The following is a 14,958-nucleotide window of genomic DNA, read 5'->3' on the forward strand; positions in this document are numbered from 1 at the left end:
CGTTTTTTACATTAAATGGTTATAGTGGCGCTGATTGTGGAAGGCGAATTGGCTGGGTAAAATGCCCCAATTTTCGTCGCAACCAGGATAGGCCAATTGGAATGATTAGGCCAATGATGATTTGCAACGGTAACGCATTGAGGTTGAGTTGGGAACATAGGTCAAATAAGGCTTTGTGAAAAAGCATGATGCTTAGACTGTGGCGGCCCATGATGGTTAAGAGTGGCTTTAACGCCGTCATAGAGCACCATTTAGCTACCCAAAATACAATCAAACAGCTGGTTAATGGCACGGTTAACAGAATTAACGCCGATGGCCAACCACCGGTTTCAATCAAGTGGGATTTCAATGACAGGCTAAAGGGTAATTGGCCGCTTAATTTGAGAATGACCGCGCCGGTTGTTACGCCGGCGGCTCCCAACAGTGGCAAAACGTTGGTCAGCGGTTTAATGTGCGGATGGTGAAACCATTCGTAACCGATTAACGTAAAAAACGTGGTGAGAAGCACGATATCGGCATCCCAGGGCAAGGTTTGTGTGCCTTGAAACCAAACGGAAACTTTATCATAAGTGCAGCCCAAGAGCAGGCCGGCGACCGCGATAATGAGGCGCCATCGTCGCTTTTGAATCGTTGAAATGATAGTGACCACCATCAGTAAAGTGAGCACATAGACGTTGATGAACCACATCGTTGTCGTATAGCCAGTGAGCGTCCGGCCACCAATCAGCAGACTGGCTAGTTGCTGGATTGTGGCCGGACCAGTCGGTTTGATGAACAGCCCGACTCAAAAGGACTAATAAAAGGCCCACTGCAAAGTAGGTCGCCAGCTGCGGTTGGATTCGTCGCTTTATGAAATGACCGATTTGCCGGCGATTGATCGGTTTTAAAAAGAAGCCGCCAATGATGAAAAACATTGGCATGTGCCACCAATAAATCAATTGTGTTGTCAATCCACTAGGCAGAATATGACCAACGACGACCGCAATAATCCCCAGTGCTTTTGCGACGTCGATCCATTCGATTCGTTCGTGCATGAGCATCACCTCGTTTTTATTAAGGTGGCATAGCATTATCGTACGAAAAAAATGTCGCGATTCTGTGAATTTTTTTTAAGAGGTTTATAAAGTTTATCAAGTTTTTCTAAACGAACGGCTTAAGCTTTCATAAATTCAATTGCGTCTTGTGAACTTTCATATTAAAATTGTTTAGGAATTTAAAAAGTAGGAACGAAAGCAGGGGTATCAAACATGACGCGCATGTCGAAAAGTGGCGGCACCATCAGTGATCCAATCAGTGCTCAGGATCAAATGGTGAAAGGGTCAGCCTGGATGACGGCCGGGAGTATTTTGTCTCGAATCTTAGGTGCCATCTACATCATTCCTTGGGGAATTTGGTTTGGTCAATTCTTTCTTCAAGGAAACGCCCTCTATGGAAAGGGTTACAATATTTACAGCTTCTTTTTAATCGTCGCGATTGCAGGGATTCCGTCCGCCATTGCGAAGCAAGTTGCCCATTATAATGCGATGAACGAGTATGGAGTTGGCTTTCGAATTTATAAACACGGCTTCGTTTTAGCTTTTTTAACCGGCGTTATTTGTGCCAGTTTATTATACTTTGGTGCGCCGCTGTTAGATGGGGGCGACGCTCGGGTGATTCCGGTCCTTCATTCTTTAGCTTGGGCCGTCTTGATTATTCCAACGATGAGTTTAACCCGGGGGTTCTTCCAAGGGTATCAACAAATGGCCCCGTCTGCCATTTCTCAATTTGTTGAACAGTTAGCCCGAGTGGCTTACATGCTGATTACGGCGTTTATTATCATGCGAGTGCTCCATGGCAGTTGGATTACAGCGGTCTCACAATCAACGTTTGCAGCGTTTATCGGGGCCGTCGCAGGATTACTGACGCTAGTTTGGTATTATTACCGCAACCGAGCGACCTTTAATACCTTAAGAGCCAATAGTAATAATCAGATTGTGGTTCCTGCTAAGCAGTTGTATCAAGAAATTTTGCAGCAAGCGCTGCCCTTTGTCGTTTTAGGGGCCGGGATCACCATCTTTCAATTAATTGACCAATATACATTTTTTGACATTATGCGCGGCGTTGGTGTGACGTCACAGGTCATCTTAAACGATATGTTTGCGTTATTTAGTGTTAACGCAAACAAGCTAATTATGATTACGGTGTCCCTTGCCTCAGCGCTGGCCATTACGGCGGTACCGCTATTGTCTGAGGCGTTTACCAAAGGCGACTTACGAGATGTTAGCAAGCAAATCACGAATGCTATTTTATTGTTTGAATTTGTCATGATTCCAAGTGCGTTAGGGATGGCTGCCATTGCCCATCCGCTAAATATTTTGTTTTACGGGACGGCTCATAAAGAGCTCGCGGCTGCGGTTTTGGCTTTTTCATCTTTCATGTCAATTGTCTTGGGGCTATTTACGGTCACATCGGCGATCATGCAAGGTATTTCGCAAAATAAGCGCGCCGTTCGATATTTTCTGATTGGAACGGTGGTTAAATTGGTCTTCCAGTGGCCATGTGTGCACTACTTGGGGATCTTTGGCCCATTGGTTGCGACAGCGTTCGGCTTTATTGTCGCTAATGCCTTAATTTTAGGCTGGCTGAACCAAGAATTTGGCGTGAACTACAGCGAGATTGCCAAGAAGACGAATGGTATCTTGGTTTTTTCAATTGGGATGTTTATTGTAACCACGATTCTGGTTAAGTTGTTCAGCTGGGGCCTAGGGTTATTTATGGTCGTAGACTCTCGCGGCGGTAGTGTTCCGGTAGTGGCGCTATCGGTTGCAATTGGTGGTTTCTTGTACGTTTACCTTGTTTTGAAGACCCGGTTGGCTGATACTGTTTTAGGTAGTCGGACCAGTCGGCTGCGAACCATGTTGCATATTCGTTAAATCAGCGACCTCAAAAAGGATGCCTTGAGTTTGAGGTGGGCCGTCATAGTTGGACAAAAGTCTCACTATTTTGGCGCACTTCGTATTCTCTAGGCATCCTTTTTTGTCGCAATAGCAGTTGGACTGATTATCGCTTGCTTTGGTGGTCGTGCATGTACGTCGGCAATTGGTGCATGATTTGGGTGGGGAGGACAACATATTGATGATCAGCTAGGTTGTCAGCAATGTCACTATGGGCATAAACAGCCGCCAAAACGGCATTTTCCCGGTGAGTAAACTGAGCCGTAAACCCGCCAATCATGCCGGCCAGAGTGTCGCCCATGCCACCGGTTGCTTGTGCTGGCGTCCCGGTGGGGTTCATAAAGCTCCCCTCGGAGGTATAAATTCGGGTTCGGTGAGATTTGAGCACGACGATTGCGTCTAACTCTTCGCGGACTTTTTCATTAGCTTCGTTTTCTTGGTTATTGATGGGGATACCAGAGAGCCGTTGCCACTCCATTTGGTGGGGGGTAAAAATCAAGTGAGCGGTAGGCAATGGCAGATCGTTTTCAGCAATCATGGTAATAGCAGAGCCGTCAATGAGGAGCGTTTGACTGGGCCGAATTGCGTCAAAAACGCCCTTTAGAACGGTCAGGCTATCTGATTCGACCCCTAATCCAGGACCAACCACGACCGTATCTGCTGCACTCACCAATTGAGTCAAGGCTTTCTGATTGGTAAATTCAGTTACCATGGCTTCGGGCAAGCGGGCGTGCAGCGGGCCAAAGTTGACCACGTCAGTGAGGGTCGTATTTAGGCCCGCACCACTGTACACGCTAGCTTCTGTCGCCATGATAATTGCGCCGCCAAATTGATAGTTACCGCCAACTAAACAAACGCGACCAAAAGTACCTTTATGACTGTTAGCTGGACGCAGTCGAATCGTATCAGTGAGAATCTTTTCTGTTAGGGTTTTCATTGCCACCACACTCCATTTCCAATTCAGTTGTCCACCTCAGTATAGCACCAACAAAAAAACGAGGAAATGTTGTGAATTGCAGGCAAACTATCCCGCATATGATAAACTGGGACTAGAAAGAATTCAGGAGGGACAAGTATGAGCATTGATTGGAAGAAAGTTGCTGCGGACTATCGCGATGACTACCTTGAAGATTTAAAGCATTTAATTGCGATTCAAAGCGTCCGTGATGACGCTAATAAAACGGAAGATGCGCCGTTAGGACCAGGCCCCGCTAAAGCATTACAGGCCTTTTTGAAGATGGCTGAGCGTGACGGCTTTGAAACGACCAACCTAGATAACTTAGCCGGGTTTGTTGAATACGGCGAAGGGGCTGAAACAATTGCGATTTTAGCGCACGTCGATGTGATGCCGGCTGGCGAAGGATGGGCTACAGATCCCTTCACGTTAACTATCAAAGATGGTAACGCCTACGGTCGGGGTACGTCAGACGACAAGGGACCAGCGTTAGCGGCTTACTATGGATTGAAAATTTTGAAGGACCAAGGCGTTAAGTTAAATAAGAAAGTCCGGTTCATTTTAGGGACTGATGAAGAAAGTAACTGGACGGGAATGAACCATTACTTTGAAACCCAACCTGAACCGACAATGGGTTTCTCACCAGATGCAGAATTCCCGTTAATTAATGGTGAAAAAGGTAACGTCAGTTTTACGCTAGGTGTGAAGGGTGAAAACGCGGGTGACGATTCTTTGAAAGGCTTTGATGCTGGGTTGCGCGAGAACATGGTACCACGTGATGCAACGGCCATTGTCGAAACCGCAGACAACGAAGCATTAGTCGCCGCTTTCACCGAATTTCTCGACCAAATGCCCGTTGTGGGAGATGTCAAAACTGATGGCGACGGCGTTCATTTGCACGTTATTGGAAAAGCGGCTCATGGCATGGAACCTAAAAATGGGATCAACGCCGGCACGTACTTGGCTAAATTTTTAAGTCAATTTAACTTTGGCGGTGATGCTGGCCACTTCCTGGCATTGCTAGGTGGTGCCTTGCACGACGATTCACGGGTCACTAAGCTGGGACTAGCCTTTACTGACGATATCATGGGGGATCTTACCATGAACGTTGGGGTCATGGATTTTCAAGCTGGCCAAGGTGGCAAGATTGTATTGAACTTCCGTTACCCTAAGGGGATTGGGTCAGATGACCTCCAAGGCGCTTTGACAAAAGTTGCCGAGGAAAACCAGTTTGACTTACAAAAGGGTCGTGAAATGGTGCCACACTATGTAGCACCGGATGATCCTATCGTAACGACGTTGATGGCCACTTATCGCGAATTAACGGGTGAACAGGCGGCTGAACCCGAAGTTGTTGGTGGTGGGACGTATGGTCGGCTTATGAAGCGTGGCGTTGCTTTTGGTGCGCTATTCCCACACACCGAAGATACGATGCACCAGGTTGATGAATTCCAGCCGGTCAATGATTTGTTGTTGGCAATGGCGATTTATGGTCGTTCCATTCAGGCTCTTTCAAATGACTTGGCTGACTAAGATGTAGCAGAATTGGTTAAAAGGAGGGGTGGTTATGGCTGATCTCAGTGAATACCATCGAATTCTCGTCGGTGTCGACGGCTCAAGACAGGCGAAAAAAGCCTACGATAAAGCAGTGGCCGTTGCCAAGCGCAACCAGTCGGTTCTAATCATTGTGAGCGTCTTAAGTATCAGTAAACTTGTCGGCTTAGGGGCAACTCAAGCCGGATTTGGCGCTGTTGATCAGACTGTTCTGGATGAAGTAAAAGAAAAGATGGACCGGTTAGTTGCGGACTATCAAAAGCAAGCGATTCAGTCGGGGGTCAGCCAGGTTGAAACCTCGGTAAGCTATGGTAACCCTAAAACTGAGCTGGCCCAAGTACTCCCCGAAACTTTTAATGCGGACCTTATTATCTTGGGAGCCACAGGTCTTAACGCCGTTCAACGAATGGTCATGGGCTCAAATGCCAGTTACGTTGTTGCTAACGCTCAGAGTGATGTTTTGATTGTCCGGACGGCTGTTGCCGGGGATGATTAATAGGGGTAAAAAAGCCAATTGGCTGACAGTTTTCAGATTAATCTCAGACTAAAAAAGGTGGCGGCCGCTTGATGGATTTTCAAGTGGCCGCCACCTTTTTATGTCACTAGAGCTCAAGCACTAGCTTCAACTAAAACGCTAGCATCAGCGGTGTCGTCACTAATCTAAATGAGTGGGCACCGTCGATTCTTAGGGCGTTTTTTGAGGGTTAAATTACTTTAGAAGCTTTTTCATTTGGGTGAATTTCTGCAACTGCGTCGTCAATCATACCTAGCACAGCGTCGACGTTCTTAGGGTCTTCAAGATTGTACTTTTGAAGGTCAATTTTAATTTTGGGACTAACATCATATTCGTCAAACCACTTTTTATAAGCTGACCACATCTTGTAATAGTAAGATTCCAAGTCAGGGTGGGTATCAATCTGCTCGTAATCACGACCCCGCTTTTTAATCCGGTGAAGAATTGTGTCAAAGTCGCTATCGGCATAAACTAATAGGTCAGGGGCCTTCTTGGGTAGCGAATCCAGTTCACTCATCATGTTATCAAGCAACTTCAAGTAGACGGATAATTCGGTATCAGTAATGTTACCTTCCGCATTATTTTCACGAGTAAACAGGGCATCTTCATAGATTGAGCGGTCTAAAACGTTGTTATCATCGGCTAACGCTTTTTTGATCATTGCAAACCGCTTGTTCAAAAAGTAGATTTGTAGCAAAAAACCATATTGTTTTTGGTCTGAGTAATACAATGGCAGTACTGGATTATCACCAACTGGTTCAAAGAATGCTTTCGTTCCTAAGTGGTCCGCGAGCATTCCTGTGAGTGTGGTTTTTCCAACGCCAATCATTCCGGCAGTAATTATCACCATAATAGCCCCTCTTTATCTAAAATATACAAGATATAGTGTAGCACAAAAACTGTTCCTACTACATCTATTTTCTGATTTTTCTAACTGGTAATCACGAAACTTAAGTATAGCAGACTTTTGATGTATAATGAAATTACTAAATAAAGAGTGGGGGACGCTGAAATGTACGAAGCTGTTGTATTTTTTGATCTGGATGGGACGCTTTTTGATGATGATAAGCATGTACCGGCTCAAAGTATCGCCGCAATTAAGGAAATGAGCGCAAACAACATTTTGTCAGTTATTTCTACCGGCCGAAACGTGTTCGAAGTGCAAAATGTTTTGGATGAAACCAATATTACATCCATTGTGAGCGCCAATGGGAGCTATGTGCAATACGAAGGCAAGAAACTCCACCAAGAAGTGATTGACACGGACTTGATCCAAGCGTTTACGGCGTTTGCCAATCAGTTAAATAATCCGGTCGCCTACTACAACAACCGGGCCTTTAGATTAACTGAGGAAAATGCGGATACTATCGAAAATTATAAGTTGCTTCACCTTGAACCGCATGTTGACCCTACTTTTTATCAAAAAGAACCGATTAATTTTATGAACGTTTTTAATCGGGATCAAGAAGATCTATTTTCAAAGAAATTCAATGGTGAATTATCGCTGGTTCGAAATAATCCCCGTTGTTTAGATACCATGAAAGCTGGCGTTTCAAAGCGAACTGGGATTGAAATTTTATTGAGTGCCGCTCACCTAGAAGGTATTCACACTTTTGCGTTTGGCGATCAATTAAACGATCTTCAGATGTTTGACATGGTGGATACTCCCGTTGCGATGGGGAATGGCGTACCGGAGGCTAAGCAAAAAGCGGCCTTTGTGACCACGACGAACATGGATAACGGGATTGTCAATGGGTTGCGACACTTTGATTTAATTAAGTAATGACAGTTGGCGGGAGCAGATCCCGCTATTTTGTTGTCTCAAAGGATGGTTGAATCACCAATGTTGAGTCAAAATAAGCAGCCACAGTGGCACCGTAATATGATGGCATTGTGGGTTGGTAATTTTGCAACGGGGGCGGGGGCTAGCATGAGTCTACCGTTTTTACCGTTGTTTATTAGCACCATGGGTCATTTTCCAAAATGGGAGTTGTCGCTCTATGCAGGAATGGCGTTTGCGGCAACGTTCCTCAGTCAAGCAATTGTGAGTCCGCTTTGGGGAAAGCTGGCTGATCGGACCGGCCGAAAGCCTATGTTGCTTCGTGCAGCTATTGGGATGACGGTGACCAGCTTGATCACGGGGTTATCAACGAATGTTTGGATGTTGATTACTTTAAGATTAATTCAAGGTGGTTTTTCGGGGTATATCAATAACGCTTATGCGTTAGTGGCTAGCGAAGTGCCACGTGAAAAAAGTGGTCAGACGATGGGAACGCTGACGACCGGGGCGGTAGGTGGCCAGCTGGTTGGCCCGATTTTCGGTGGCTTCATTGCGGGTTTTCTGGGGTATCGCGTCCCGTTTTTTATCTTTTCAGCGTTGATGTTGATGGCTGCATTGGTTACCTTTTTCGGTGTGAAGGAAACTTTCACGCCGTTGCCTAAACAAAGTAAGGCGGCACAACAAAGTGCCTTTGCCGGCGTTAAGCACCTCCGCGTCGTTTGGGCCATGATTATTTCTTCGATGCTCATTCAAGCGGCGACCAACTCAGTCAATCCAATTATCAGTTTATTTGTTCGAGAGTTGATGCATAACGAAGGCAACGTCGCGTTTGCCAGTGGCGTGGTCGCGGCGATGCCAGGAATTGCGACTTTGTTAGCGGCGTCGCGACTTGGCGCATTGGGCGATCATATTGGGCCCCGGCGGGTTTTAATTGGTGGCCTGATCCTATCTGGCGGCTTATTTGCCCCGATGACGTTTGTGACAAGCGTTGTGGTTTTGGGTGGTCTGCGGTTTTTCGTTGGCATTGCCGACGCTGCATTGTTACCGGTGACCCAAACGGTCATGACATTGGATACTCCGCCAAGCGCAATCAGTCGGATTTTCAGTTATAACCAGTCCTTCCAGGCGATTGGCTCCGTATTGGGACCAATGCTGGCCTCAGCCGTCGCAGGGTTATGGGACTATCGATTTGTCTTTTTAATGACAGCTTTGCTGGTTGTGATTAACCTGATTGTTGTCATTTGGGCCTACCACACGGATGGCGGAGACGCGACCCACAAACCGACAATTACATCAGCAAAATGAGTGAAATAAGTTGCTCTTATTCAAAGCTTTGGAAATTCATTCCCGTAAAAAAAGATGTCGTAAACTTGAAAATTTTCAGGTTTACGACATCTTTTTTAGGTTAAAAGTGAGTTCGTTTCAAATAAATTAAAGGGCTTGTTTGATAGCATCCAGCGTCATCTCGGCAGTTTCTTTGAAGTTAATATCAGCTTCACTCAAAATCGTCGGATCACCGATTCCAATGGAAGTTTCGTTAGCGGCGTTAATCGCTTGAACGCCAGCAGCGGCGTCTTCAACTCCGATACATTCCTCTGGTTTAAGGTTCAGCAATTCAGCCCCTTTAACATAAATTTCAGGGTCTGGCTTTCCCTTACTTAAAGTTGCTGGATCAACAATCTCTGGAAAGTAGTCGGTAAGAGCTAGTTTATCGAGAACGGTCGGACCATTTTTAGAAGCTGATGCGAGTGAAATTAAGTAACCGTTTGACCGCAGCTCGTCCAAAAAAGGTTTGATACCAGGTAAAATGTTAGCAGGTGTCATTTTCATAATTTCGTTAACATAATTATCATTTTTTTCCGTGGCCAGAGCGACTTTTTCTTCTTGAGTATAATCGTTTTCTTTATTGCCGGCTTTTAAAATCATTTCTAGAGAATCCATTCGAGAAATGCCCTTGAGCCCATCTTCAAGTGTTTTAGTCCAAGTGACCCCCAGTTTATCAGCAAGTTGGTGCCATGCAATGGAGTGGTAAACTGATGTATCCGTAATCACACCGTCTAAATCAAAAACGAATCCTTTAATTTGGTCAAATTTTGCTTTTGCCATCATTTTCAGCTCCTTTAGAATTTAGTAGTCAAGGGTTTGCGTCTTGTTGGCCTTTAACTGGACTGGCTTATCGAAGACGTTCACTGTGACGTCGGCATCGGCTTGAACTTTAATCTGGTGCCGGGTAATCGTGAAGTCGTACCAGTGACCGCGAATGAGTTGTTTGAAGTGAAGACGCCGCCATTCAGTTGGTAGGTGAGGGTGAATTGCAATCGTATTGCCGAGACTATCGACACCACCATAGTTCCGAGTTTCAATCATTAGCGTGGCGCCCATGACACCGAGATGAATCCCCTCGGCCGTGGTGCCTCCTTGAATATCATAGTAGTCCGAAAACAGGGCGGTACTGAACAACGACCACGACTGGTCCATGTTGTCGTCCATTTCATTGAGCACTGAGTAAACAATTCGCGAAAGGGTTGAACCGTGGGTCGTCCGAGCGAGATAATACTGGATGTTTTTAGAGAGGTAGCCCTTTGGTAGGTCGTAGCCCAACTGGTGAAGCAGGTGGTCGATTTCAGGAATGTTCAAGACATAGTACGCCATCAGCGTATCAGCCTGCTTAGCAACTTGATAAGCATCAGGCGTTTTACCCTCAGCTTTTAAGATTCGATCCATTCTTGAGATGTCACCATATTTTTTCCGATAGTTTTCGAAGTTTAATGATGGCAGTTTGAAGTAACCCTCGAACTGGGCAAGAATACCATTTTCGTTAATATCGAGCTTTAGCTTGTGGGAGATGTCCGTCATCTTTTGAAGAAGAGCAGGGTCGAACGCACTTTTTTCATTCACGGTTTTGATTGTTTGACGCGATAACTTTGGCTGAAGTTCGACCAAGTAGTTGAACAGCCAAGCCACCATCAGGTTAGTGTAGGTATTGTTAGTTAATCCGGGTTCTGATGCATTGGGATAATTTTCATGGAATTCATCAGGCCCCATGACATGAGCGATACTATAGCGGTCTTCTTGTTTATCGTAAGTGGTGGTGCTGATCCAAAACTTGGCAATTGAAAGCAGCATTTCTAGCCCGTATTCATCCATAAATGCGTGGTCGCCAGTGACTTGAACGTAATTGATGATATTGTAGGCAATTGCAAGTGAGACGTGACGCTGAAGTCGGCTATTGTCGGGATCCCACTGATGGGTGATAGGGTTCAAATGGGTAAATTGCGATTGTTCATCCCCGTACATCCCAGATTGCCATGGATACATGGCCCCGTCGTAATTTTCGCTTGCTGCATAGTCGCGGGCGGCCTTTAACCGCCGGTAGCGGTAGAGTAGCAATTGCTTGGTCAGTTCTGGATAGTGGAGCGTGTAGAACGGCAAGATGAACATTTCATCCCAGAACACATGACCTCTATACGCTTCACCGTGAAGACCACGCGCACCAACTGAGGCGTCGAGCTCTCCAGACTCGTTGGCCGCTGCTGAAACCATCGTGTGAAATAAGTTGACCCGAGTTAGTTTTTGACTGGTCATATCACGGTCAATTTGAATGTCAAAATTGTTCCAAGTTGTGGCCCAGTATTTAGTGCTCTCTTTAGCTGTTGCCTCAAACGTGGCGTTGGTGACTGCTTCATCGGCGGTGGCATCCAGAGGCTCCTTGGTTTCGAGCGAGGTGTAAATTGCGACGTTTTTTTCAAAGGTATACGTCTGTCCGGCAGTGACCTCGATGGAAGCGACTTGTTGGAGGACCTTATCGTGGTTGGTGACAGTCACGGCTGACGCACCTGTTAAGGCCGGACCCGAAAGCGTTGCACCGATTGCAAATTGAACCTTAGACGTTTTGGTTTCACCGGCCATTATCATGCTGTTTTGCTGGGAGCTCATACCGGTAATGTTGAGATGGTGTTGGTCAAAGTCTTGATAACGGGCCACGTTACCATTGATAACACTACCGTCAATTTCAGAATAAACTTGAATGTTACCCGAGAAATTCGTTGGCGTGATCTTATATTGGATTGCATATTGATGCCAATCGACCATGTTGGCGATTTTGGTCGTCTCAACGGTTAACGCGTGACCTGTCGCAAGTTGAATCCGCATGGTGGTTGTTAAAGCACCGTGTTTTAAGTCCAAGCTTCGGTAGATGTCTTGGATATCGGTTTGATTAATGCTAAAGGGTGCTTCATGATCAACCCCGAAGGTTAAAAATTGGGCGTTTGGCAGGTTGACTAAATCTTCATTCACAACGTCTTTATCGTTGATCTTCGTGGTGAGTTGGTTAAAAAGGCCGGCCACGTAAGTTCCCGGATAGTTATCAGCATCCGCATGAGCTTCAACGTAGGCGCCTCGGAGGCCAAAGTAGCCGTTACCAATGGTTAGCATTGCTTCTTGACCATAATTGCGTTTATCGCTGTATTGACCGTAATAGTCTAGGTGCCATTCGTTATAGTCGCGTTTTTCATCCGATGCTGCTTTCAAACCCATTTCTTCGACTTTTCGTGAGCAAACGACAGGAATGTTTAACATGTTTGTAATGGCCAATCCAATATCAATCCGCTGATGATTGATTCCGATGATCGTGTCTGAAAATTCATATTCCAAAGAATTGAGTAAAATGGCCACGTCAATCGGCAAACCTGCTAGAACGACTTTTATCTTTTCTAGGTTATCTCCGATTGATTGGTCTGGATTATAAGTGATGACAAAACGACGGAACGGCGGTTTGTTATCGGCCGTAGAGTAGGCGATTTCGATTGATTCTTGCATCACTTTTAGTGCGATTGTCTTCATGATCGAACCCCTTTCTATAAGAACCCTTTACAATTTAATCATAATGCGAGAGACGTTAAACCGCAAACTATGTGGTTTCGATTAACGAAATGACGAGTGGCTGGTTGAGCGTCAACCGTTGTGGTTGATGCCTAAAAAAGACGGATAAGTCAGTTCCTGACAATAACGTCAACGTCAGGCTGGTCTGGGTGACCCTCACGGCCAAGAAGCGGTGTTTAAACTTTAACTTAAACGTTAAATTCGTCCATTGATCGGGCAGTTTAGGGTCAAAATTCAGCGTCCCGCGTTCCTGTTCTAAGCCACCGAAGCCGTAGATTAAACTAAGCCACGTCCCGCCCATATTGGCAGCGTGAACGCCCGCGTCAGTGTTACCCTGCGAATTGGTCAAGTCCATCAGGGCTGTGTCCATAAAATACCCATAGGCTTTCCCTGCCAAATGAAGACGGTGAGCCAAAACACCAAAAATGGCCCGAGAGAGGGATGAATCGTGGACGGTGATGGCCTCGTAGTAGTTAAAATCGCGTTTAAGTTGGTCCGTCGACTGGTCGGCCGGAAACAAGAAGTCACTCATCACTGTATCGGCTTGTTTGTTGACTTGATAGTGATACAGGATCATGGGATGAAAATGTAAGAGAAGTGGAAACTGATTATTGGGCGTTTTATCAATGGGCCAGAAGGGCTTGGCCATTGATGAATCATCTTGCATTTTGACCCGTCGATCACGATCGAAAGGCAGGACCATTTGATCAGCTGCGTACTCGAAATCGTTGATCTCAGCGTTATCAACGCCAAGACGTTCCAATAAGTCTTGATGTTGTTGTTTGAGTAATTTTGCGTATTTGGCCGCCATTATCAGGTTGTTTTTGGCCATCCGGTTGGTGTAATAGTTATTGTTCACCATGGTGGTGTATTCGTCGGGGCCCGTGACGTCGTCAATGACAAAGTGCCCCCGGTGTGGTCCGGACTGGGCAAAGTGGCCGTACGATAGCCAAAAGCGGGCGGTTTCCAGAATAATATTAAAGCCCGTTTTGACCAAAAAGTCTTCATCTGCGGTGACCCGAACGTAGGTGTCAACGGCATACGCAATATCAGCGTTGATGTGAACCTGGGCCGTTCCAGCGGGGTAGTAGGCGCTCGATTCTTCACCATTAATGGTCCGCCACGGGAAGAGGACCCCGTTTTGCACATTCAGCTCACGAGCGCGCTGTTGGGCCTGCGGTAGGGTGGCAGCTCGAAATGTTAAGAGTTGCTTGGCGATTTCGGGCTGGGTGTAAGTAAAGAATGGCAGCATAAACATCTCAGCGTCCCAGAAATAATGGCCACCGTACCCAGCACCTGTCAGCCCCTTGGCGGGAATACTCGTGAGTCCATCGCGCCCAGCTGACTGGTAAAGATTAAATAGGTTAAACCGAATGCCGCGAGCGAGAGTTGCATCCCCGCCAACTTCAACGTCGCTGGTTTCCCAAAATGCGTCAAGTTGTCGACATGATGCGTCGTAGAGTGCTCTGAACGTTTGGGACGTCGTTCGATCGAGGGCTTCTTTAGCGTATCGGTCACGGTTGAGCGACATGTCCATTAACGGGTGGGGATCACCCACTGAATAAACGAATCCGAATTGGACGTTTAACCCCGCTGTCAGATCAAACGTACGTCCGTAGCTTGGCAGCTCATCCATGATGCTAAATTTCAACTGGTCTAAGCCATCTAAGGGTTGAAAGGCGATTAGTAGCGATAGCTGACTTTTTCGGGTTGTTAACAACATGGCCGTCGTTTGGTTATCAATAAATGTTCGTTCCAACTGGCCGGTTTGCTGATCCGCACGGACGTCGTTTGAATTGTCGATTTGGCGGTTAGTGTAGCGATGCTGTTTGATAATCGTTACCGCACCATCGAAGTTTGTGGCCGAAACGGAATAGGTCACCACAAACAAGTTGGGTTGGTCGTGGGAGACAAAGGATTGCATGGTCAATCGGATGGTTTTATTTGATGGACTGATCACTTCAAATATTTCCAGCAGACGGCCGGTTTTCATGTCCAAATTTTTATCGACTGATTTGACATCAAACGCGACTTCATCTGACCGTTCTCCGTCGATTTCAAAAATTAAGTAACGCGGATCAGGTAATTCAGCGATTGCCTGCGCGTTTTGGGGGAAGCCGGGATAATTTTCACCGTAAGTAATCTCAGAAAGGTCGAAAAATCCGTTAACGAACATACCGGGTTGCCCATCTTGATTCGATTGGCTACCCTGCAGAGGATTGGAAGCTCGAATACCCATGTGACCGTTTCCTAGACCATAGAGCGTCTCCAAGACTGAACTATCCTTAACGGGTAATTTTTGCATGTGAAGCTGAAAAGAATCGTCAGCTGGCAAATGATC

General features: G+C 46.1%; 12 protein-coding genes. 5 read left to right on the forward strand and 7 right to left on the reverse strand.

Annotation, left to right across the window (positions count from 1 at the left end; translation table 11 throughout):
• Nucleotides 1-19: 19 nt before the first annotated feature.
• On the reverse strand, nt 20-508 hold the full coding sequence (locus tag FC96_RS00130; protein WP_056941570.1) for a hypothetical protein: 489 nt from the start codon (nt 506-508) through the stop codon (nt 20-22).
• Nucleotides 509-563: 55 nt separating this feature from the next.
• Complete coding sequence (locus FC96_RS00135) at nt 564-1,034, reverse strand: acyltransferase family protein (RefSeq protein ID WP_054660317.1); 471 nt, start codon at nt 1,032-1,034, stop codon at nt 564-566.
• Between the two features lie 213 nt (nt 1,035-1,247).
• Here FC96_RS00135 and FC96_RS00140 point away from each other — a divergent pair, with 213 nt between their 5' ends.
• Complete coding sequence (locus FC96_RS00140) at nt 1,248-2,912, forward strand: putative polysaccharide biosynthesis protein (protein ID WP_235804691.1); 1,665 nt, start codon at nt 1,248-1,250, stop codon at nt 2,910-2,912.
• A gap of 127 nt (nt 2,913-3,039) precedes the next feature.
• Here the strand turns inward: FC96_RS00140 and FC96_RS00145 are convergent, their stop codons facing one another.
• Nucleotides 3,040-3,870, reverse strand: a complete 831-nt coding sequence (locus tag FC96_RS00145) for an NAD(P)H-hydrate dehydratase (protein WP_056941571.1) — start codon at nt 3,868-3,870, stop codon at nt 3,040-3,042.
• A gap of 138 nt (nt 3,871-4,008) precedes the next feature.
• On the opposite strand from FC96_RS00145, the gene pepV reads away from it, so the two are divergent.
• Complete coding sequence (pepV, locus tag FC96_RS00150; protein ID WP_054660319.1) at nt 4,009-5,421, forward strand: dipeptidase PepV; 1,413 nt, start codon at nt 4,009-4,011, stop codon at nt 5,419-5,421.
• Between the two features lie 34 nt (nt 5,422-5,455).
• Complete coding sequence (locus tag FC96_RS00155) at nt 5,456-5,938, forward strand: universal stress protein (RefSeq protein ID WP_056941572.1); 483 nt, start codon at nt 5,456-5,458, stop codon at nt 5,936-5,938.
• Nucleotides 5,939-6,146: 208 nt separating this feature from the next.
• Here the strand turns inward: FC96_RS00155 and FC96_RS00160 are convergent, their stop codons facing one another.
• Nucleotides 6,147-6,806: a deoxynucleoside kinase gene (locus FC96_RS00160; RefSeq protein ID WP_056941573.1), complete on the reverse strand. Its 660-nt coding sequence runs from the start codon at nt 6,804-6,806 to the stop codon at nt 6,147-6,149.
• 162 nt (nt 6,807-6,968) lie between these two features.
• On the opposite strand from FC96_RS00160, the gene FC96_RS00165 reads away from it, so the two are divergent.
• Both FC96_RS00165 and FC96_RS00170 read left to right on the forward strand, forming a co-directional pair.
• Nucleotides 6,969-7,739, forward strand: coding sequence for a Cof-type HAD-IIB family hydrolase (locus FC96_RS00165; RefSeq protein ID WP_056941574.1), 771 nt, complete (start codon nt 6,969-6,971; stop codon nt 7,737-7,739).
• 63 nt (nt 7,740-7,802) lie between these two features.
• Nucleotides 7,803-9,041 (forward strand): MFS transporter, encoded by a 1,239-nt coding sequence (locus FC96_RS00170; protein WP_056941875.1) that lies wholly within the window; start codon nt 7,803-7,805, stop codon nt 9,039-9,041.
• A gap of 126 nt (nt 9,042-9,167) precedes the next feature.
• Here the strand turns inward: FC96_RS00170 and pgmB are convergent, their stop codons facing one another.
• From pgmB to FC96_RS00185, 3 genes are all read right to left on the reverse strand, one after another.
• Nucleotides 9,168-9,845, reverse strand: a complete 678-nt coding sequence (pgmB, locus tag FC96_RS00175; protein WP_056941575.1) for a beta-phosphoglucomutase — start codon at nt 9,843-9,845, stop codon at nt 9,168-9,170.
• Nucleotides 9,846-9,863: 18 nt separating this feature from the next.
• Nucleotides 9,864-12,578 (reverse strand): glycoside hydrolase family 65 protein, encoded by a 2,715-nt coding sequence (locus FC96_RS00180; RefSeq protein WP_056941576.1) that lies wholly within the window; start codon nt 12,576-12,578, stop codon nt 9,864-9,866.
• Nucleotides 12,579-12,645: 67 nt separating this feature from the next.
• On the reverse strand, nt 12,646-14,952 hold the full coding sequence (locus tag FC96_RS00185) for a glycoside hydrolase family 65 protein (protein WP_056941577.1): 2,307 nt from the start codon (nt 14,950-14,952) through the stop codon (nt 12,646-12,648).
• Nucleotides 14,953-14,958 lie beyond the last annotated feature (6 nt).

Source organism: Secundilactobacillus kimchicus JCM 15530 (genome assembly GCF_001433995.1).
GTDB lineage: Bacteria > Bacillota > Bacilli > Lactobacillales > Lactobacillaceae > Secundilactobacillus > Secundilactobacillus kimchicus.

Excerpts from the sequence above, each read along its gene's own strand:
- FC96_RS00135 (WP_054660317.1), bottom strand. The coding sequence starts at position 1,034 with ATGCACGAACGAATCGAATGGATCGACGTCGCAAAAGCACTGGGGATT.
- FC96_RS00145 (WP_056941571.1), bottom strand. The coding sequence starts at position 3,870 with ATGAAAACCCTAACAGAAAAGATTCTCACTGATACGATTCGACTGCGT.
- FC96_RS00155 (WP_056941572.1), top strand. The coding sequence starts at position 5,456 with ATGGCTGATCTCAGTGAATACCATCGAATTCTCGTCGGTGTCGACGGC.
- FC96_RS00180 (WP_056941576.1), bottom strand. The coding sequence starts at position 12,578 with ATGAAGACAATCGCACTAAAAGTGATGCAAGAATCAATCGAAATCGCC.
- FC96_RS00140 (WP_235804691.1), top strand. The coding sequence starts at position 1,248 with ATGACGCGCATGTCGAAAAGTGGCGGCACCATCAGTGATCCAATCAGT.
- pgmB (WP_056941575.1), bottom strand. The coding sequence starts at position 9,845 with ATGATGGCAAAAGCAAAATTTGACCAAATTAAAGGATTCGTTTTTGAT.
- FC96_RS00165 (WP_056941574.1), top strand. The coding sequence starts at position 6,969 with ATGTACGAAGCTGTTGTATTTTTTGATCTGGATGGGACGCTTTTTGAT.
- FC96_RS00160 (WP_056941573.1), bottom strand. The coding sequence starts at position 6,806 with ATGGTGATAATTACTGCCGGAATGATTGGCGTTGGAAAAACCACACTC.
- pepV (WP_054660319.1), top strand. The coding sequence starts at position 4,009 with ATGAGCATTGATTGGAAGAAAGTTGCTGCGGACTATCGCGATGACTAC.